Consider the following 18,915-nt stretch of genomic DNA (forward strand, 5'->3'; position numbering starts at 1 on the left):
GCCCCCTAGGCTGGCAGCGGCAGCCAGTCGGCCGCCGTCGGAACCGCCTCAGGAGCTCACGATGAAGCAGGCACCAGTCCGTACCGTCATCAGTCCCGGCCGCTACGTGCAGGGCGCCGGCGCCATCCACCGGCTCGGAGAGTTCCTTAGCCAGGTCGGCAAGACACCGCTGCTGGTGGCCGACGACGTCGTCTGGGGCTTTGTCGGCCATGACATCGGCACGTCCCTGCAGGTTGCCCAGCTGCCACTCACCCGGGAAGTCTTCAATGGAACACCCACGGCCGTTGAAATTGACCGGCTGACCGGCGCCATCCGCGCCGCGGGCGCTGACGTGGTGGTGGGAGTGGGCGGCGGCAGCACCATCGACGCGTGCAAGGCCGCCGGCGACGCAGCCGGCATCCGCTGGGCATCGGTGCCCACCGTCGCTTCCACTGATGCGCCGACGTCGGCGCTCGCCGTCGTTTACACCGCCGACGGAGCCTTCGAGGAGTACCGGTTCTTCACCCGGAACCCGGATCTGGTGCTGGTGGACTCGCAGATTGTGGCCAACGCTCCGGCGTCGTTCCTTGCCTACGGGGTGGGCGACGCGCTGGCCACCTGGCTGGAAGCACGCGCCACGGCTGCGTCTTTTTCGCTGACCATGGCCGGCGGCCTGCCCACTGAGACCGGCACCGCGCTGGCGCGGCTGAGCTGGGACGTGCTGTGGGAGTTCGCGCTTCCCGCTCTGGACGCCGCCCGGGACAACCTCGTCACGCCGGCGCTGGAAAAGGTCATCGAGGCCAATACCCTGCTGTCCGGCCTGGGGTTCGAGTCCGGCGGACTGGCTGCCGCCCATGCCATCCACAACGGCCTGACCGCTGCACCCCAGACGCATGGCCTCGCCCACGGACAGAAGGTGAACATCGGCTCACTGACGCAGTTGGTGCTGGAGGGCGCTCCCACCGCTGAGATCCGGGACTTTGTGGAGTTCACAACGCGCGTCGGCCTGCCGAACACCCTTACGGAGGTGGGTTTGTCCGTGGACGACGCCCGTGAACTGGATCTGGTGGCGGAGGCTGCCACTGTTCCCGCTGAGACCATGAAGTCCATGCCGTTCGATGTTGGTCCAGCCGACGTCAAAGCCGCACTGAAATCCATCGAACGGTTCTCGCGCCGGGTACGCCGTGAAGCGGGGCTGCCGGAACCGGTGCCGTACAAAGCGCACTAGGCTCCCCGCAGGGCCACGACGGGTTCAATGCGCGTGGCCTTGCGGGCCGGAAATCCGCCGGCGACCAGCCCGACGAGCGCTCCCAGGAGCGCCCCGCCGCAGGCGACAAGCGGGTTGAGGACGGGCGTCCACTGCTGGGACAGGGAGATTCCGATGACGGTGAAAACTCCCGCGGCCGCGCCGAGGATCCCGCCCAGGAGTCCGATAATGACTGACTCCGCGACGAACTGCGCGGCAATTTGGCGCCGGGTGGCACCGATGGCACGGCGCAGACCGATCTCTCCGGTGCGTTCCATGACGGAAAGCATCGTCACGTTCGCAATTCCAACGCCGCCGGCCAGAAGCACCACCACGGACAGGACCACAAAAATGAGGTTGACGTCCGCTTGGACATTGCCCGCGAGCTGGGAGCGTCCCTGCGGGGCTGCGACGTCGATGCGCTCGGGCTCATCGGGGGAGAGGGAGAGGGCAGTCTGGTCCGCCACCTGGGGGCCGGCGCCAACAACAATGCGCGCCTGCACCTCTCCCGGTGCACCAAGGCCAAAGTCTGAACGGGCCGCGCCGGTGGAGATGACAACACTCTCCAGCAGCTCGGAGCGCTGCTGGACGTCGCCGAAAACACCGACGACGGCGTACGGCAGGCCGTCGATGAAGATGGACGGTTGGGAATCCACCCGGGTGATGCCAAGACGGTCTGCGAGCCGGTTGCCCAACACAGCCACGCGGTCATGCCGCTGGTCGTGTCCGGCGTCGAAGAGCCTGCCGTGCAGGACGGTGCCCTCCAGCGTGTCGATGAGTCCGGGGGAGGCGGCAAAAACCCGCGGCGGTGAGGTGAGGGGTGCGGAGGGATCATTGACGGGAACGGCGGTGACGGTGCCTTCGCGGAGTTTCACTTCGGTGATTAATGCTGCTTGTTCGATCCCTGCGAGGCGTTCCATGCGTTCCACTGCGTCCCAGGGGAGGGAAGCGGTGGCAACGCTGTTGCCGTCGGAGTTCTGGGCCGTGGCGGGAGACGCGATGACCTGGGTGGCGGCGAAGGCGTCGAACTGTTTGGCCAGTTGCCCGGCGGTGGTCTGGGCGAAGCCCAGGGTGGCGACGAGGGCTCCGATGCCGAGGATGGTTCCGGCAAGGGTCATCAGGAGCCGGCCGGGCCGTGTTCCGAGGTCGGAGGTGGCTTCGATCAGCAGGTCGATAAAACTGAAGCGGTCTGCGGAAGGAACGGGGGAAAGGAGTCCTGCCGCCGGCGGGTCGGCAGGGGGACGGTTTCGTGTGACGCGGGCGAGCTTCATACGGGCGTGACCACCCTTCCGTCGGCAATCCGGACGCACTGGGGTGCACGCCGGGCCACGCCCTGGTCGTGCGTGATGATGACCAGGGCCAGCCCGTCGGTCACCAGTTCCTCGAACAGCGTCATGACATCCTGCGTGGTGCCGCCGTCGAGGTTGCCGGTGGGCTCATCGGCCAGAAGCACGCTGGGGCGGGTGACGACGGCGCGTGCCACGGCCACGCGCTGGCGCTCGCCTCCGGAGAGGGTGCCGGGCAGGAAATCGATGCGGTGGCCGAGGCCAACGCGCCGGAGTGCCTCCCGGGCGCGGTCAGCGCGCTCGATGCGCGGGGTTCCGCTGTAGAGCATGGGCATCATCACGTTCTCCAGGACCGACCGCCGCGGCATGAGGTGAAAGGCCTGGAAAACAAACCCGATGCGCTGGGCGCGGACTGCAGCGCGCGTGTCCTCGTCCAGAACTCCGGTCAGATGGCCGTCAAAGCGGTACTCGCCCACACTGGGCCGGTCCAACAGGCCGAGGATGTTGAGCATGGTGGATTTGCCCGATCCGCTGGGACCCACAATCGACACGTAGTCGCCCTGGCGCACAGTGAGGTTGATGCCCTTCAGTGCCTGCACTTCGGGTGGACCCGGGAAGGACCTTGTGACATCACGCAGTTCGAGGAGGGGGACACTCACTTGCCCACCACAACAAGGTCCCCTTCGGCCAGTTCCCCTTCCACCGGGATGACTTCCACGGCACCGGGAGTCGCCAAACCGCTGCGGACAACCACCAGCCGGGTGGCCGTCCGTTCGCCCTCACGGGGATCTCCTTCCACCACTTCCACGCGCGTTTCGCCCCCGGGACCGGCGGTGAGGGCCGCGTAGGGAACGGACAAAACATCGCCGTCGGTGGCGCCGACGGCGATCGACACGCGAACGTTGGTTCCCTGGAGTTCCTGGATCTGCTCCGGCGTCAGGGGGTCCGGCTGCAGCTGAACGGTCCATCGCGCGGAGTCGCCTTCTCCGGCTGCAACGGACGTGATGGTGGCCGCGTGCGCGGTGCCGTCCGGCAGGTCAAAGGACGCTTTGTCTCCGGTCTTGAGGAGGCGGGCATCAGCTTCCGCTGCGGAACCGGACAGTCCCAGCGTTGCGCCGGAGACCGTCATGGAGGATCCCTCCAGGATGGAACCCCGCGCGGTAGTGACGGTGTCGACGCGACGGGGCAGATCGGCCAGGTACAGCACCTCTGAGGCAGGCAGTGACGGCAGCGCAGCCTGCTCGGCGAGGACCAGGTCCTCCTGGGCCTGCGCGAGCTGCACCGCAGCGGCGTCAACTGCTGCCCGCTGTGGAGCGTCGGTTCGGTCGGCGCCGATTTGCTGCCGGCGCAGTTCAGCCAGTTCAAGGGCATCCACCAGGTTGCCGATCTGCAGCGCATCCCGGGGTGTGGCCTGCTGCGCGGCGGCCAGCTCTCGCTGTGCGGCGGCTACGGCATTGTCGGCCTCCCGGATCTCCACGGGTGTTGCACCCACCGGCGTCATGGCCAGCTCGTTCTGGGCTGAGGACAAACCCTGCTCCGCCATCCGTACAGATTCCTGCGCTGCGCGGACGGATTCGGCGCTTCCCTCCTCCGACTCCGGAAGCGAATACCCGGCCGCGGCGTAAAGGGTTGCGACGGCGTTGGCTGCGTCTGCGCCGAACACCGGGTCGGACGGATCGCCGGCGTCGATTCCCACCGTCCGAACCGCCGTCTTGAACTGGACCACGTCGGGGCCCGATGCGCCGAGGGAAAGGGTCCGGTAGGCAGGCAGTTCGCCGGGCAGGACCATGATGGGCCGGCCGGCAACCTCCAGGGCTATCGATAGGGGCTTCAGTTCCGCTCCAACTTCCGGCACCTGGCCCGTGACCACGGCGGGGCCGGCTATTGATGTGGTGTCGATGCGCACTTCCACCGGGTCCGCGTAGGCCACCTCTCCGCGGATGGTTACGTCATTGCTGAGCTGGCCGTACTGCACGGGAACGGTCACCAGCCCCGGCACCGGAGGCTCGGCCGCACCTGCTGCGTCAGCCGGCGAGACCAGAAACCGCCCCAGCAGCAGGCCGGCAACCAGGCTCAGAACGGCGGCAGCAGCCACAATCCAGAGAGTCCGGTTACGTTGGAAAACGGTGATGATGCCTGCCCATGCTGATGACCGTGCGGGAACGTCCTGCTCCTGGGCCCGGTCCGGAGCCTCTTCCAGGAGCAGACCCAGGCCAGATGCCTGGTCCGCCGGCCGGTCGGCACCATTGCGTCCAAGCCCCGCCACTCAGTTGCCCTGCTCGATGTCCGCGCGGAAAGCTTCCAGCTCGGCCTTGTGGTCATCAATGAACTGCTGCTCGAGCTCGAACTGCACGCTCTCCATGGTGTCCTTGTAGTTTGTCTTCTCCCGGCAGTCCAGGTCAGCGAGGGCGAGGGTAATTTCTTCCTCGGCCAGCTCGTCCATGTCCGGTTCGACCATTGCGCCGGGGTCAACAGCCTCGGCGGTGGCGCTGGTGCTGGCACTCACCCCGTTGTAGGCGGAGTTCATCTTTTCATTGATGCTGTTCTGCGCATCCATCTGAGCCGTGAACCCGGGGTGTCCGGCGTCGGCCATGCAGGAGGACCACTCGGCATCGGCCTCGGTGAGTTCCGGGGAACTCATCATGTCCTCGTAGAGGGTATTCATGGAATCAATCAGCGGCTGGTGCTTCTCGGAGGTGTTGACGTCGTCGCCGTTTATTTCGTTCTCCGACCATCCGTAACAGCCCGCGGTGGTCCAGTCCCATTCCGTCATTTCCCCCTCGGCGGGCATGTCCTCTTCGTCGGGAGTGGGGCCGTGGAGCGCCTCATAAAAGGCGGTTTGCTCAGATTCTGACAAACTGGAGACATAATCCGCGTTCGGATCGACGTATTCCTGTTCGCTGGCCACGGGCTCGTCATCCCGGCCGGGGAAATTGATCATTCCATAGCCGTATTGGGACACCCATTCCCGGGAATCAGGATTCCATTCCGTGTCCGTTCCCATGGAAAATGACACGTCCTGGACATTCGGCGTGTACTCGAAACCCTCCTCCGTCATGCACTGGGCCACGAGGTCTTCCCGCTTGCGCTCACGTTCGGCGTATTCCTTCTCCTGCTCCTCCACGCTCATCCCGCTGTCATAGGCGGAGGACATGAATTCGGCCAAAGGGGAATCTTTGGCGGCAGGAGTTTCTTCAGCTTCACCGGACGAACCACACCCGCCGAGGACTATGGAGAAACACAAAGCGGCAAGAAGCGCAGCAGCGCGCGGAGAATGGTGCACGGATATCCTCTTTTAGGAGTGCGGGCGGTGAACCTGCGGGCTCACGTACCTCAAAGAATGCCTCACAACCGGCCTGGAAATATGCTCGCGGCCAGTAACGTTTTCATCTCATCTGCAGACGGCATTAAATGGAGAGAAATTCCGGTGCGCGGCGACGGATCGGCCGCCCTTTCCTTCGGTTAGGGTTCCCCTGCTGGAACGGACACCGAGGTTGTAGCCGGCTGTGGATCGCCGGTGCCGCCGGATTCCGTTGTAAAGAGGAAAACCGACGCCAGAATGCCGATGGCCAGCACGACGACTAGGAGGACACCACTGGTAATTGCGATCACCCAGGCGCTGCGTGGCTGCGGCCGCCGTCGAATCAAAGCCACGACCGCGAGTACCAGGGCGAGCCCGGCCAGCGGAAAGAACAGCGGTATAAGGACAATGGACAGGACCAGCGCCGTGAGGGCAATGATGCCCGGCGGGGTGCCCAGCCACGGGCTGGCCGGACCCGGACGGACAGTGGTCCCGCCAGCGCCGGACGGTGGAGACGGGAGGGCGCTCAAGACTCCAGATCCTCCTCCTGCGCTTCGAACCCCTGCCGCTTGCCGTGCATGGACAGCACGATGTCCAGCACCCGAAGGTCGGAAATGGGTTCGGTGATGCCCGACTTGGCACGGATCTCCGTCAGCCGTTCGGCAAGAACCCCGTCCGCAAAGGAGGCGTGCCAGTACTCCCACTGGTCCTTGGGCCCGGGCGCTGCCGTGACCCGGCGGATGATGGAGTCGTACACCGGAATCAGCCGGGGCCGCTTACGGGCAAGGAGTTTGCTGGCGGTGCTCGGGCCCACGCCCCAGCCGCCGTCGTCGTCGTGCCTGCCGCGCAGGAGGTTCCACAGCTGGCGCGCCGGGCTGCCGGCGCCCAAATCCTGCACCGGGTCCGCGTCGGGCAAATCGACGTCCGCCGGGATGGACGCGAGCAAGTCGGAGATGTCCCCGGCCCGGGTTTCCAGCAGGGCAACGGCCGTCCGCGCCGGGATTTTCACCGAGCGGAAGGACGCGGCCACGACGTCGTCGGCCGTGAACCGGTTCACCACATCCGGGGCATCGCCGCCGCCGGCCCATGAATCAAACCGCGAACTGCTGCGGACCCTGCCGGTCCGCGGCATGAGTTCGGTGAAATAGTCCTGCAGATTCCGTGCAGCCGACTCAACGGTGATTTCCCCGGTTGAAACAACTCGTCTCATGAATATCCCCAAGTCTGGTTTGGAATGGGTGAGAATGCTGGTGGACACCTAATGACCAACACCCTACTGGTGTCGGATAGGCTCCCACCATGGTTATTAACTTTCGCCCCATGGCCGAGTCGGAGTCTGAGGCGGAAGCAATTGTGCAATTCCTGACGTCAAACAGTTTTCCTTTCCATATGACGGCACAACATACGGCGGAGTCGGCACGGGAAGCGGTGGACAGCGGCAGGTTCTGGTCTGAGGAATCGGTGGGCTACTGGATCGTCGATGATGCCAAAACTGTCGGAATGGTGGTGCTTGATGACCTGGAGGAGGACACCCCCATGTTCGACCTGCGGCTGGCGGAGGAGTTCCGCGGCCGGGGAATGGGGCCGCAGGTCCTGAAGGCCCTGTGCTCCCTGGTGTTTGAAATGTTTCCCGATCCGGTGCGGTTTGAAGGTCAGACACGGGAGGACAACGTTGCCATGCGCAAGACTTTCGTCCGGGCAGGCTTTCTCAAGGAGGCCCACTACCGCCTCGGCTGGCCCACGGCGGACGGTACGCGGGTGGCTTCGGTTGCCTACGCCATCCTGCGGCAGGACTGGGAAAACAACGAAACCACGCCCTTTGAATGGGACGATCTGCACCAAACCTCCAGCTAGACTTTCCCCAAACCGGCTGCGGCTGCCGGAGAATCCGGGGGAATTGTGGCAATCAGCGGAGACACCGCTATATCCGTGCGTGGGCTGACCAAGAAATACGGTGCCACCACAGCTGTTGACGACCTCTCTTTTGAGGTTCAGCCCGGTACCGTCTTCGCCTTTCTCGGGGTCAACGGCGCCGGTAAATCCACCACTATTTCCTGCCTCACTACCGTCATTCCCTTCAATGCCGGTGAAGCCACCGTCAGCGGGCACGACGTACGCAGCGAGGCCGGCGAAGTCCGTAAGGACATCGGCGTCGTTTTCCAGGACTCGTTGCTGGATCCTCTGCTCACCGGCCGGGAAAACCTGCGGACGAGGGCCAAATTCTATTCGGCCGACACCGCGGTCAACGATGCCCGGATCCAGGAACTGAGCGCCATGATCGGGATCGACGACTTTGTCGACCGCCGCTACGGCACCTATTCCGGCGGACAGCGGCGGCGCGTGGACATTGCGCGCGCACTGCTGCATTCGCCGTCGATCCTCTTCCTGGACGAACCCACCGCCGGGCTGGATCCGGCCAGCCGCGCCATGGTCTGGTCCACCATCCGCGAGCTGCGGGACCGGCACGGGCTCACCGTCTTCCTCACCACGCACTACATGGAGGAAACCGAGGAAGCGGACCGCGTGTGCATTATTGAACGCGGCCGGATCATCGCCGACGGCACGCCCGCCCAGCTGCGCGCCCGGCACAGCAACTCCGTCCTGAGCATCACCACGGACAACCGTCCGGCGCTGCTGGCGCTGGCAACCGCTGCAGGCGCCGGCATCCGCGACGAGGACGACGGCGGGGTGGTGCGGCTCGTCGTCGACACCGCCGACACGGCCCGCCGCATCCTGGCGGAACACGGGGACTCCGTGGCGGACTTCGAATTCCGGCACGGAACCATGGACGACGTTTTTCTGGCGCTGACCGGACACGAGGGGGAGGGCGCATGAACATCGTCGGAAACCTGATGCAGCGCAACCTGCGGCTTTTCTTCCGGGACCGGATGGGCGTGTTCTTCTCGCTGCTTTCGGCACTGATTCTGTTCCTGCTGTACACCTTGTTTCTGGGCAGCACCCAAATCGACAGCCTGCAGAGTTCATTCCCTGCCGCCACGCGGGACGAGGTCAAGGGCTTCGTGGACACTTGGATGTTCGCCGGGATTGTCGGCATTACTTCCATCACCACCGGCCTGGGCGCCATGAACGTGTTTGTGGAGGACTCGTCGTCGGGCCGTTTCCGGGATTTTCTCGTGTCCCCCATCCGCCGCGAACAGTTGATTCTTGGCTATTTGCTCTCCGCCGGCGTCGTGGCGCTGATCATGACAACGGTGGTGCTGATCATCAGCCTGGCCTACCTGTACCTGGTGGACGGGATCAGCTTCGATGCCGGTCAGATCGCCACGGTCTACGGCTTCCTGGCGCTGAGCTGCGTGGCGTTTGCGGCACTGAGCGCCTTTGCGGTCTCTTTCGTCCGCACTTCCGGCGCGTACTCAGCCCTGTCCACCATTGTGGGCACGATTCTTGGTTTCCTGGCCGGCGCCTACATTCCGGTGGGTGCCCTGCCTGAGGGTGTGCGCACCGTGGTTAACGCTCTGCCGTTCATGCAGGCTGCGGTGCCCCTCCGCCAGGAGATGACGGCCGACTCCCTTCAGGTCCTGGCAGTGGACCAGCCGGAGGCAGTGATTGAGCTGCAGGAACTCTTTGGGATCACTGCGTCGGTGGGGGACTGGACGGTCACCAACGCCTACGTGGTATTCGTCCTCGCCGCCATGACGGTGGTGTTCACCCTGCTGGCTGCCGTTCAGATCCGGCGCCGCATCGGCTGACTTAGGCTGTTGGGACCGGCAGGGCGGGCCGCGGATCACGTGCGAGGATACCCATGCTGATCGCATCCACCCGCTCACCGTCCCAGAGCAGAGCCTCGCGCTGGCGGCCCTCCACGGTGAACCCGGCCTTCTCATAGGCGCGCTGGGCCCGGGGATTGAACGCAAAAACCTCCAGCGCCACCCGGTGCAGGCCCAGATCATCAAACGCGTGCCCGACGACGGCGGCCGTCGCCTCGGTCCCGTACCCCTGTCCCCGCACGTCCGCCGGTGCCAGGGCAATCCGGAATCCGACCGACCCGTTGTCGGCATCGAGATCGTTCAGCACCACTTCGCCCAAGTACCGTTCCTCCGGGTGGTGTTCGTCGGAGCGCCGGATGACGGCCCAGTCCCCGCGGTCATGCTGTCCGGCGAGCCCGGCCAGCCATGCCTGAATTTGTTCGGGGGTGAATTCTGCGTGGGTTCCGGTCAGGCGCCGTGCTTCCGGATCCTGCAGGCTGGCCCAGGCGCCCTCAAAATGTTCCGGCCCGAGCGGTTCCAGCCGGAGCCGGGCGGTGGTTAAGGTGGCCTGGTTGGCAAAGAGGTTCTCGGGAAGCATCAGATCAGCCTACTGGGGTGTCCGGATTGGTTTCCCGCTGCCACTTCGAAAATGATCTCCAGCCCGTCTTCCTCATCCCACTGGGAACCGTTTTCCTCGAACCCGTACTGCAGCACCAGGTTGCGGGATGCTTCGTTATCCGGGCTGATAGTGGCGCGCACAGTGCGGACGTCCGGCTCGCGGGCGGCCCGGGCCAGCAGCAGTTCCAATGCGGTGCGGGCGTAGCCGCGGCGGCGGAACATTGGATCCACGGAATAGCCCAGTTCCACCATGCCGTCCGAATCCGGCGGTCCGTGAAAACCTGCGCAGCCCACAGCCTGCCCCGACTCCGTGTCGACGATGGCCCCGGTGATCCAGCCGGCGTCGTCGGGCGCTGCCGCAAGCTGGGCGCTGCGCATTTTCCACAGCGACTGCCGGTCGGAGGAAAAATGCCGGGTGAGGGGAACGGGGGAGTGCCGGTTGGCGGTGTCCAAGTCTCCTGCTGCCAGCGCGTCAATGGCAGCCACGGGCAACTGCGCCAGGTGTACGCCAGGCCGCCGGGAAGCGGGATGCTGCCGGGCGGGAGTCGGTGAAGGAGAGGGCATCGCTCCATTATGGCGGCGCCGGCACGGAACTTCTTCCCGGCCGGAGCCGGGGCGGTCACACTGGGATCAGTGCCCCTGCTGTTCCCCACCAGACCGCACGCCAAGGACTACCTCATGAATACCGATCAGGTCATCATCATCGGCTCCGGTCCGTCCGGCTACACAGCGGCCATTTATGCGGCCCGGGCTGGTCTGAAACCGCGTGTTCTTGCCGGGTCGGTGACCGCGGGCGGAGCCCTGATGAACACCACTGAAGTGGAAAACTTTCCCGGCTTTCCGGACGGTATTCAGGGCCCGGACCTGATGGACAGCCTGCGCCGGCAGGCGGAAAAGTTCGGTGCCGTGGTGCAGTACGACGACGTCGTGTCAGTGGATCTGGGTGGGCACATTAAGCGGGTGGAGACCGGCGGCGGCGACAAATACAAGGCACGCAGCGTCATTCTGGCCACGGGATCCGCGTACAAGGAACTGGGTCTGCCGGAGGAGAAGCGGCTCAACGGCCGCGGCATCTCATGGTGTGCCACCTGCGACGGTTTCTTTTTCCGGAACCAGGACGTGCTGGTGGTGGGCGGCGGCGATTCCGCCATGGAGGAGGCTCTGTTCCTGAGCCGGTTCGGACGGACCGTCACGGTGATTGTGCGGCGCGGCGAGCTGCGGGCCTCACGCATCATGGCCATGCGGGCCAAGAGCCACGAAAAGATCCGATTTGAGTGGAACAGCGAAGTGACCGCGGTGCACGGCCAGGACAAGGTGACGGGGGTGACCCTTACCGACACGGTCACGGGAGAACGGCGCGAGTTGGCGGCTACCGGGGTATTTGTCGCCATCGGGCATGTGCCGCGCACCGAACTGCTGCATGGGCAGGTGGACCTTGACGCGGAGGGTTACATAACGGTGGCGGCACCCACCACGGCTACCTCCGCCGACGGTGTTTTTGCGTGCGGCGATGCCGTGGACCACCGCTACCGTCAGGCCATCACCGCCGCCGGCACCGGGTGCGCCGCAGCTCTGGACGCCGAACGCTATCTGGCCGCGGTGCAGGATGCTGACAGCATTGCCACCGCGCTGGTGGAGGGGACGCTAAACGACTGAGCAGGGGACCGGTGACACGGAGGTTCCCGTCGTCGTCGTGCTGTGGTGTTGGACCTTTCCGGCGCTAAGCCGCGCCGGTGAAGGTCAGCACGAGCAGCGTAATGTTCAGCCCCACCAGCAGGATGGCCACCACCACTCCCAGCGCGGTGGTCCACCAGCGGTTGGTGTGCACACCCATTAGATCCCGGCGCGAGGTCAGCCACACCAGCGGGATCAGGGCAAACGGAATGCCGAAGGACAGGATGACCTGGCTGAGGATGAGTGCCCAAGTGGGGTCGACGCCGGCCGCCAGGATCAGCAGAGCGGGAATCAGCGTGATCAGGCGGCGCAGCAGCATCGGCATGCGGACCTTCAGCAGCCCCTGCATGATTTCGGCGCCGGCGTAGGCGCCTACGGAGGTGGACGCCAGGCCGGAGGCCAGCAGGCCAACGGCAAAAAGGGTGGCGACGGCGCCGCCAAGGGACGCAGCGATCGCAGCGTGCGCACCTTCCAAGGTGTCGGTTCCGGCGACGCCCTGGAGGGAGCTCGCTGCCAGGAGCAGGATCGCCAGGTTCACGGTTCCGGCGACAGCGAGAGCAATGGTGACATCCCAGCGGGTGGCTCGGATCAGCCTCGGGGTCGTTAGGAAAGCAGTGCGGTCCGGGAACCGGTCCCGGGTCAGTGCCGAATGCGCGTAAATGGCGTGCGGCATGACCGTTGCGCCAAGAATGGATGCTGCGAGCAGCACGGATTCGCTTCCCTCGAAGCGGGGGATGAGGCCGTCAGCCACGGCGCCCCCGTCGGGCGGTGAAATCACGATTCCGGCCGTGAAGCCGACGGCAATAATCGCCATCATGGACACGATGACGTACTCAAACGTGCGGTGACGTCCGCTGCCCTGAAGGCCCAGAACAGCCATGGATATGACCCCGGTAATGACGCCGCCGAGGAGCAGCGGCAGGTCGAACAGCAGCCACAAGGCCACGGCGCCGCCGATCACTTCGGCCACATCGGTGGCCATGGCTACGAGCTCCGCCTGGAGCCAGTAGAGGCGGCGTCCGGTTTTGCGGCCCAGTCGTTCTCCCAGCAGTTCGGGCAGGGATTTGCCGGTGACCAGTCCAAGTTTTGCGGAGAGGTACTGGATGAGCCAGGCCATGATGTTCGCGGCAACCACAACCCACACCAGCAGGTAGCCGAACCGGGCGCCCGCCGTCATGTTGCTGGCCACGTTTCCCGGATCCAGATAGGCGACTCCCGCAACCAGTGCGGGTCCCAGCATCCAGATCAGGCGTTTGGGAACAGCGGGCATTTCGGTCGGGGAAGCGGGCACAGGGGAAGGTGCGCCTGTTGCCGGCTTGGCGGGCCTCAGGAGGGCAGTCTTGCGGCTCATGACAGCAACGTAACACAAAAGTTCGGTGGCCCGAAGATCGCGGAGCTGGGCTGGCGAACTTTTCGGATGGGGTGGGAGGGGGCTCGTCCACGGGTGGGTTCGGACGGCGGATGTGGGGAACCGATATAGATCGCTTTGACGGTGTGCGCCGGCGCGGCGTAGGCAGCCCTCCTCCTGGCAAGTAGTTTTGGGAAAAAGTCGAGTATTTGGAACGTCCCAAAGAGGCCTGTTTTCCGGCTTTTGGGGCTGTTTTCGGGACGGAAATGTCGGTGGCAGGTGAAAGCCTGAAGACATGGATCAGAACGGATCTTTTCGACGCGAAGGCACTGGTGAAGCATTCGGTGCCGGGCAGGCTGCCGGGCTGGCCGATGGCGCCAAACGGCATGCTGTCTCCAGCCGGTCGGTCTTTGATGCCGCACCCGGTGCCGCTCAATCCGGTACCGCTGATCCTGGAACTGCTCAGAGCCTAGAGGGTTTGAGCGGAGTGTTGGTCCTGCAGGGTGCGGAGTCCCTGACCCAGGACGAAACCAGTGTGGTGTTGTCCCGGTTGGATGCTGTGGTGCGGTGGGCGCAGGCCCAGCAGGCCAAGGTGCTGCACCGGATGGAAACCCTCTTCCGTGACGAGCTCCTCGAAGATGTTGGCCGGGAGGATCCGGCCCTGACCTTCAGCCTGGCCGCGGAGGAAGCCGCAGCCATCCTGCACCTGCCCACGAACACCGCGAAGATGCTGATGAGTGAGGCGGGACGGTTATGCACCACCCACACCGCAACCCTGGCCCGGCTGGAGGACGGGGCCCTGGGCTACGGGCATGTGCAGACGGTGCTGGACCAATCCCAGAACGTCCCCGACTCCGAACTGGCCGGTTTCGAGGCTGCCTTGCTGGAGGCCGCTGGTGCGGGGCAGACGTCGTCCCAGTTCCGGGTGAAGGCCAGAAGGCTGCGGGAGAATCGGTATCCGGACACCATTCCGGTCCGGCATAAGAGTGCTTTTGAACGGCGGCGGGTGTGTTTGGTGCCGGAGGAGGACGGGATGTCGTGGCTGTCGGCGTTATTGCCCGCTGCGAGGGCGCAGCTGGTTTATACGCAGCTGACCACGGCGGCGCGCGGTGAGCAGGGTGCGGGGGATCCGCGGGGAGTGGATCAGTTGCGGGCGGACATTCTGGCTGACCTGCTCGACGGTGATGAGGATGCCAGCGATGCCGGTGGATTAGATAGCGGTGGCCGAGACCGCGGTGACTCCCACAGCGTGGAGGCCGGTGGCCGGGACCGCAGGGACAGGGACAGGGACAGCGGCCGCGACACCAAGGATAACCGGGCCCGGGCACGTGCCCGGGCCCGCACGGAAATTCTGGTCCTGATCACTGCCGAGACCCTGGTCGGTGCTGATGAACAGCCTGCCGAACTGCACGGATACGGGCCGATCAGCCCCGAAACTGCCCGCCGGCTGGCCCGGCAGGCAGCACACTGGACACCGGTGGAACGACATCCGGACACTGAGGAGATCCTGCGGGTCGGGCGGCGGCGGAAAGTACCTGCCGGGCTGCAGCGCTGGCTGCGAGCCCGCGACGGGACCTGCCGGTTCCCGGGATGCCGGACCAACGCCGTCATCGCCGAAATCGATCACACCAAACCCTGGTCCCACGGCGGGAGCACCGATCATGACAACCTGGAGCATCTCTGCAAGCGGCATCACATGTTCAAGTCCCGGGGTTTCTGGAAAGCCCACCAACGCAGTCCCGGGATTATTGAGTGGACGTCGCCGGGCGGGCGGACCTACCGGACCGATCCGCACCTGACCCTGGCCTCAGCACCAAACGCAGCACCAAGCACAGGACCAAACGCAGGACTAAGCGCGGGACCCAGAGAGGAAGACACGAAACCTGCTGTAAGCCGGATGTCGGGCTGGATCCCTGAAGGCGAGCCTCCGGAAGACTACGGCGACGATCCGCCACCCTTTTGACGATAGTTCGGACGATCCGCCGCCCTGCTGTCGGCCATTCTCATGATCCGATCTCATGACCCGCCGTGTCTTCGCGGCGCTTGAGCAGTCCTAGGGATCGCGGACTTCCAAGAGAATTTCCGGCCCCTCCAACGTTGAGGGCTTATCGCCGCCGTCGGTGGGAAAGGCCGCAGTCCGCCGGTGGGAAGCGGCCAACCACAGCACCGACCCCACCACCGGAAGCAGCACAACAGCAAACATCCACCCACGACGTGCCGAGCTGGAAACCCACGGGGAACCGGCCAGACTGTAGAGCGCTGCGGCAGCCAAAGTGAGGTACAGAACCAATGACAGCACCACCAGAGGAGCCCACATCAGGTATTCGATAGGCATAACGAAAACCATGCTCTTTCATCATGAACGGAGTCAGAACAAACAATGAACGGGGTCGCGCCGTTTATTTGGGGGTGGACGCCATTCCAGAATAGGGTTCCGGCAGGACAAATAACCTCATCCCCTGTGATGACATGCGGGCGATCCGTACCGTCCCCAAGTAGTACGGCCGGGACCTGCCCGTGCGCCTGGCCGGAAACATGTTTAGCCGTGAACCTCGCCTAGCCTTAAACCATGAGCACCACATCCCCGGCACGGTCCATGGTCCGTCCCGCAGCCGTTTTTTCTGCTGTTGCGGCGGCGTTAAGTCTCCCGATGGCTCTGCTGGTTCCTCTGTGGATCACAGCAGGACGGATGCTGTTTGGCATCCAGGGGAACCTGGTAGTGATCTTTGCGGCAACTGTTGGGCCGCTGATGGCCATCCTGATGTTGTTGTCGGCAGCGCGCATCACAGTGGCTGCCGCCCGGCGGCCGCGTTTCGGGGCACCATTGCGCACGTCTTTTCTTCTGCTGGGGCTGTGGCTGGCAGGCGGGGCCTTTGGTTTCCTGGTGCCCGACGTCGGCGGGGAACCAGGGCACGACGGTTCAGTAATGTCCGCGCTGGTCGGAGCGGAAGCGGCAGGCTTCTCCGCCGCACTGGCCAACCCGGTGGGCATACTTACGCTGGGGCTGACCGCGGCTCTGCTCGTGGTCTCGGTGCGGGACGACCGCCGCGCCTGACAGGCAGGCCTCGCGGATGACCGTTCCGCAAGTGCCGGATACCCGTCCCCGATCTGCCGGCTACCCCGGCGGAGGTGCCGCTTCGGGTGGGCGAACCTGCTGCCAGGGCAGCCGTCCAGTGACTTCCAGTTGCAGGGTGTAGCTAAGGAAGGTCCGTATCAGGACGATGAGAGCCAACACCCCGAGCGATTCAAACGTGGGAGTTACAGCCACGGTCCGGATGATGTCCGCTGCAACCAGCAGCTCCAGGCCCAGCAGGATGGACCGGCCCAGCTGCTGCCGGTACGCCTCGTAGACAGGGCGGCCCGTACGGCGCAGAAGGGTGCGCACCACGGACGCCGTAGCGAGGACGGCACCAACAATGATGACGGCTACCCCGGCCAGGTCCACAAGCTCGCCGGCGGCTTCAATGATGCCCTTAAATTCCATACTCTGCTCCACTCACCGGTTCCAATGGTTGCTCCCGTGGGCCGAACCGCCCGTACCTCCATAAGCGGGTGGGCTCCGGCCCGTGTCAAGGGAAGGGGCCCGGAAGGACTTTAGGCGGCCGTCGGCAGAAGTTCCCGGGAAGAACGCTCCGGAGAAGAACCTGCGGCAGCGCCGGGATAGTAGAAGGCCCAGTCGTCATAGGGGTCCTGCCACGATGAATCATCCCGGGCGACGCGGCGGACGTTTTCAGCCGGCACCCAGCGATTGTGGGCGCGCCCGAGGTCGTCAATCCAGTGCAGGAGCACCGAGACGCGGGTCCAGGCGCAAGCCTTGCCGTCTATGATCGACGACGTCGTCTGGAAACGGACGTACGGCTCGCGGCGGTAGGGGGCGTGGGTGACTGTCATGGCACAAGCCTGTCGTGCGGCACTGACATTTTGATGTGCCGCACGATCCGGTTCCGTCAGGTGGCCGGGGCGGGGAACTGACGGAACGCCGGGAGTTCTAACAACCGGAAGTCAGGAAGCCAGATCCCGCCACTTGGCAGCGGCTTTGTTGGTCAGGGCTGCACTGTGGTCGGCAACCCTGCGCGGAACGAGACGAATAACGGGTGCAAGCTCCGAGAAACCGGGACGGGCGGAGCTGCCAGCGGGGAGTTCTGTACGCGCAGGCTTGTTGACAACCATGTAGAAAATGGCCATTCCAGCCACACCCAGGGAAATGAGGGTCACCACGCCCAGCCCGTAAAGGGCCAGCATCGCGTAAAAGGGGGTATCAAAGAGGCCGGCTATGAAGTTCGCGCTACCCAGCAGCAGCCACAGCCAAAAGACGGCCACCAGCACGAGCATGGTACGCCCGCGACGAAAAAGCATGGCGGATTTTTTCCGCACAGAAGGCACTGTTTGAGACTCCCCGCCCATTTCTACTCCCCCAGCTAATAGGCCTGGTTATACCGGCCCTAAGCAGATGATAGCCGCTATTTGTCAGTGCGTTGTTCACCGGTGAGCCAGAATGTACTGTGTCGTTGCGAGAAGGGCAGAAAGTGAACAACAAAGCGGGTCCCGGACTTTTGTTTGTGCTGGTGTGTGCAATGGGTGCCGGGCCCGTCATGAATTACGGCATCAGCGCCACGAGCACGCTCATCATCGGCGACCTGGGCATCAGCGAAGCGCAGTTTGGGCTGCTGGCCACGGTTTGTTTCCTCAGCGCGGCGTTGTCTTCCGTGTCCCTGGGCCGGCTTAGCGACAGGATTTCCGGACGTGCCCAGCTCATCCTTATTTTCGGAGGCACGGCTCTCGCACTCACGCTGATGGCTGTGTCCGGAAGCTATTTGTGGCTTTTGATTGCCGTGGGCCTGGCGGGACCGGCACAGGCGATTTCCAATCCCACGACCAACAGGGTGATTGCCCACCAGGTGGACCCTGTCCGGCGTCCCGGGTGGTTGGGGATCAAGCAGTCCGGTGTGCAGGCGAGCCAGCTGTTTTCCAGTCTCTTCTTCCCCGCTGCGGCACTGCTGGTCGGCTGGCGCGGCGCCGCCGCCGGAGCCGCCGTCGTCATGGCTGTGCTCCTGATGTATTCGTGGAACAAGCTGCCTGCTGCACCGCCGGCGCTGCCAAGGACGGGTGCGGCTTCCGGCCCGCGCGACCGGTTCCCGCCCACGGTCTGGCTGCTGGCCGGGTTTGCCCTGTTTTCGGGCGCCGGTATGCAGGCCACCAACGTTTACCTGCCGATGTTTGCGCAGCGCGAGCTGGACTTTTCACTGCTGATGGCCGGAGCGGCTGCCGCAGTTGCCGGAGTGGTTGGCGTAGCGGCCCGGGTGCTGTGGGGCCGGCGGATTGCCGGCGGAACCGCGGTGGCGTCGCTGCTGCTCATCTTGGCGCTGGGAGCCATCGGAGGGACGGCGCTTCTGCTGGCCGCCGGGCAAACAGGGATGCCCGTACTTCTGTGGACCGGAGTGGCCCTCCACGGGGCCACGGTGCTCGGGGTGAATGTGGTGGTGATGGCAGGAGCAATGCGGGAGGTGGAGCCGGGCCGGGTAGGGGCGGCATCCGGTGTGGTCTCGCTGGGAATGTACGTTGGATTCGCCTCGGGTCCGCTGGCCATGGGACTGCTGCTGCAGTATTCGGGAGGATTCCTCGCGGGCTGGTTGTTTGTTGCGGCCGGCTACCTTGTGTGCGTAGTTCTGGGCCTGGTCCTTCGCTGGGTGACCGCACGTACCTCAGCCGTTGTGGACAGGTGAAGTGCCGTTGCGGAGAGCTGAAAATATGCCGTC

22 protein-coding genes are annotated in these 18,915 nt (G+C 64.8%); 9 read left to right on the forward strand and 13 right to left on the reverse strand.

The features are described 5' to 3' along the window. The first annotated feature begins 61 nt into the window (after nt 1-61). Nucleotides 62-1,207 (forward strand): glycerol dehydrogenase, encoded by a 1,146-nt coding sequence (locus tag CXQ89_RS02150; protein WP_104160138.1) that lies wholly within the window; start codon nt 62-64, stop codon nt 1,205-1,207. On the opposite strand, the gene CXQ89_RS02155 is transcribed toward CXQ89_RS02150, so the two are convergent. The 6 genes from CXQ89_RS02155 to CXQ89_RS02180 form a co-directional block, all read right to left on the reverse strand. After that, nucleotides 1,204-2,496, reverse strand: a complete 1,293-nt coding sequence (locus CXQ89_RS02155; protein WP_104160139.1) for an ABC transporter permease — start codon at nt 2,494-2,496, stop codon at nt 1,204-1,206. The two genes, CXQ89_RS02150 and CXQ89_RS02155, sit on opposite strands and share 4 nt — an antisense overlap. After that, complete coding sequence (locus tag CXQ89_RS02160) at nt 2,493-3,170, reverse strand: ABC transporter ATP-binding protein (protein WP_104053277.1); 678 nt, start codon at nt 3,168-3,170, stop codon at nt 2,493-2,495. Before CXQ89_RS02160 ends, CXQ89_RS02155 begins: the two co-directional genes overlap by 4 nt. Continuing rightward, a complete protein-coding gene (locus CXQ89_RS02165; protein WP_258059804.1) occupies nt 3,167-4,777 on the reverse strand; it encodes a hypothetical protein in 1,611 nt (536 codons plus the stop codon). The genes CXQ89_RS02160 and CXQ89_RS02165 overlap by 4 nt, the downstream gene beginning before the upstream one ends. Then, the gene (locus CXQ89_RS02170) at nt 4,778-5,677 is read right to left on the reverse strand and encodes a hypothetical protein (RefSeq protein ID WP_104160140.1); all 900 of its coding nucleotides are present in this window, start codon (nt 5,675-5,677) and stop codon (nt 4,778-4,780) included. A gap of 296 nt (nt 5,678-5,973) precedes the next feature. Further along, nucleotides 5,974-6,342 (reverse strand): hypothetical protein, encoded by a 369-nt coding sequence (locus tag CXQ89_RS02175; RefSeq protein ID WP_104160141.1) that lies wholly within the window; start codon nt 6,340-6,342, stop codon nt 5,974-5,976. Further along, nucleotides 6,339-7,022 carry a DUF6308 family protein gene (locus CXQ89_RS02180; protein WP_104160142.1) on the reverse strand — a complete coding sequence of 228 codons (684 nt, stop codon included), beginning with the start codon at nt 7,020-7,022 and terminating at the stop codon, nt 6,339-6,341. The genes CXQ89_RS02175 and CXQ89_RS02180 overlap by 4 nt, the downstream gene beginning before the upstream one ends. 110 nt (nt 7,023-7,132) lie before the next feature. On the opposite strand from CXQ89_RS02180, the gene CXQ89_RS02185 reads away from it, so the two are divergent. The 3 genes from CXQ89_RS02185 to CXQ89_RS02195 are packed head-to-tail and all read left to right on the forward strand — an operon-like array spanning nt 7,133 to nt 9,522. Further along, nucleotides 7,133-7,666, forward strand: coding sequence for a GNAT family protein (locus CXQ89_RS02185; RefSeq protein WP_308471678.1), 534 nt, complete (start codon nt 7,133-7,135; stop codon nt 7,664-7,666). Between the two features lie 45 nt (nt 7,667-7,711). Further along, complete coding sequence (locus CXQ89_RS02190) at nt 7,712-8,647, forward strand: ABC transporter ATP-binding protein (protein WP_258059805.1); 936 nt, start codon at nt 7,712-7,714, stop codon at nt 8,645-8,647. Continuing rightward, entirely contained in the window at nt 8,644-9,522 is an 879-nt protein-coding gene (locus CXQ89_RS02195; protein WP_104160144.1) for an ABC transporter permease, read from the forward strand. Before CXQ89_RS02190 ends, CXQ89_RS02195 begins: the two co-directional genes overlap by 4 nt. 1 nt (nt 9,523) lies before the next feature. Here CXQ89_RS02195 and CXQ89_RS02200 read toward each other — a convergent pair whose 3' ends face one another. After that, the gene (locus tag CXQ89_RS02200) at nt 9,524-10,117 is read right to left on the reverse strand and encodes a GNAT family N-acetyltransferase (RefSeq protein ID WP_104160145.1); all 594 of its coding nucleotides are present in this window, start codon (nt 10,115-10,117) and stop codon (nt 9,524-9,526) included. After that, nucleotides 10,117-10,701, reverse strand: a complete 585-nt coding sequence (locus CXQ89_RS02205) for a GNAT family N-acetyltransferase (RefSeq protein ID WP_104160146.1) — start codon at nt 10,699-10,701, stop codon at nt 10,117-10,119. The genes CXQ89_RS02200 and CXQ89_RS02205 overlap by 1 nt, the downstream gene beginning before the upstream one ends. Before the next feature lie 114 nt (nt 10,702-10,815). Between CXQ89_RS02205 and trxB the strand changes: the two genes are divergently transcribed. Further along, a complete protein-coding gene (gene trxB, locus CXQ89_RS02210; protein ID WP_104160663.1) occupies nt 10,816-11,793 on the forward strand; it encodes a thioredoxin-disulfide reductase in 978 nt (325 codons plus the stop codon). Nucleotides 11,794-11,857: 64 nt separating this feature from the next. Here trxB and CXQ89_RS02215 read toward each other — a convergent pair whose 3' ends face one another. Further along, nucleotides 11,858-13,081: an Nramp family divalent metal transporter gene (locus CXQ89_RS02215; protein ID WP_104053268.1), complete on the reverse strand. Its 1,224-nt coding sequence runs from the start codon at nt 13,079-13,081 to the stop codon at nt 11,858-11,860. 287 nt (nt 13,082-13,368) lie between these two features. On the opposite strand from CXQ89_RS02215, the gene CXQ89_RS18285 reads away from it, so the two are divergent. Next, entirely contained in the window at nt 13,369-13,632 is a 264-nt protein-coding gene (locus tag CXQ89_RS18285; protein WP_181032205.1) for a hypothetical protein, read from the forward strand. A gap of 14 nt (nt 13,633-13,646) precedes the next feature. Next, a complete protein-coding gene (locus tag CXQ89_RS02220) occupies nt 13,647-15,122 on the forward strand; it encodes an HNH endonuclease signature motif containing protein (protein WP_258059916.1) in 1,476 nt (491 codons plus the stop codon). Nucleotides 15,123-15,212: 90 nt separating this feature from the next. Here the strand turns inward: CXQ89_RS02220 and CXQ89_RS02225 are convergent, their stop codons facing one another. Then, nucleotides 15,213-15,494, reverse strand: a complete 282-nt coding sequence (locus CXQ89_RS02225) for a PLDc N-terminal domain-containing protein (protein ID WP_181032207.1) — start codon at nt 15,492-15,494, stop codon at nt 15,213-15,215. A gap of 234 nt (nt 15,495-15,728) precedes the next feature. Here CXQ89_RS02225 and CXQ89_RS02230 point away from each other — a divergent pair, with 234 nt between their 5' ends. Then, nucleotides 15,729-16,214 (forward strand): hypothetical protein, encoded by a 486-nt coding sequence (locus CXQ89_RS02230; protein ID WP_146067182.1) that lies wholly within the window; start codon nt 15,729-15,731, stop codon nt 16,212-16,214. A gap of 60 nt (nt 16,215-16,274) precedes the next feature. On the opposite strand, the gene CXQ89_RS02235 is transcribed toward CXQ89_RS02230, so the two are convergent. The 3 genes from CXQ89_RS02235 to CXQ89_RS02245 form a co-directional block, all read right to left on the reverse strand. Then, on the reverse strand, nt 16,275-16,643 hold the full coding sequence (locus tag CXQ89_RS02235; protein ID WP_104160150.1) for a DUF1622 domain-containing protein: 369 nt from the start codon (nt 16,641-16,643) through the stop codon (nt 16,275-16,277). 110 nt (nt 16,644-16,753) lie between these two features. Next, nucleotides 16,754-17,050, reverse strand: coding sequence for a hypothetical protein (locus CXQ89_RS02240; RefSeq protein WP_104053263.1), 297 nt, complete (start codon nt 17,048-17,050; stop codon nt 16,754-16,756). A 111-nt stretch (nt 17,051-17,161) separates the two neighbouring features. Next, on the reverse strand, nt 17,162-17,515 hold the full coding sequence (locus tag CXQ89_RS02245) for a hypothetical protein (protein WP_146067183.1): 354 nt from the start codon (nt 17,513-17,515) through the stop codon (nt 17,162-17,164). A 170-nt stretch (nt 17,516-17,685) separates the two neighbouring features. On the opposite strand from CXQ89_RS02245, the gene CXQ89_RS02250 reads away from it, so the two are divergent. Beyond that, nucleotides 17,686-18,882: an MFS transporter gene (locus tag CXQ89_RS02250; RefSeq protein WP_258059806.1), complete on the forward strand. Its 1,197-nt coding sequence runs from the start codon at nt 17,686-17,688 to the stop codon at nt 18,880-18,882. The last annotated feature ends 33 nt before the right edge of the window (nt 18,883-18,915 follow it).

Origin of the sequence: Arthrobacter sp. ZGTC212 (assembly GCF_002929255.1) — a bacterium.
Taxonomy (GTDB): domain Bacteria; phylum Actinomycetota; class Actinomycetes; order Actinomycetales; family Micrococcaceae; genus Arthrobacter_B; species Arthrobacter_B sunyaminii.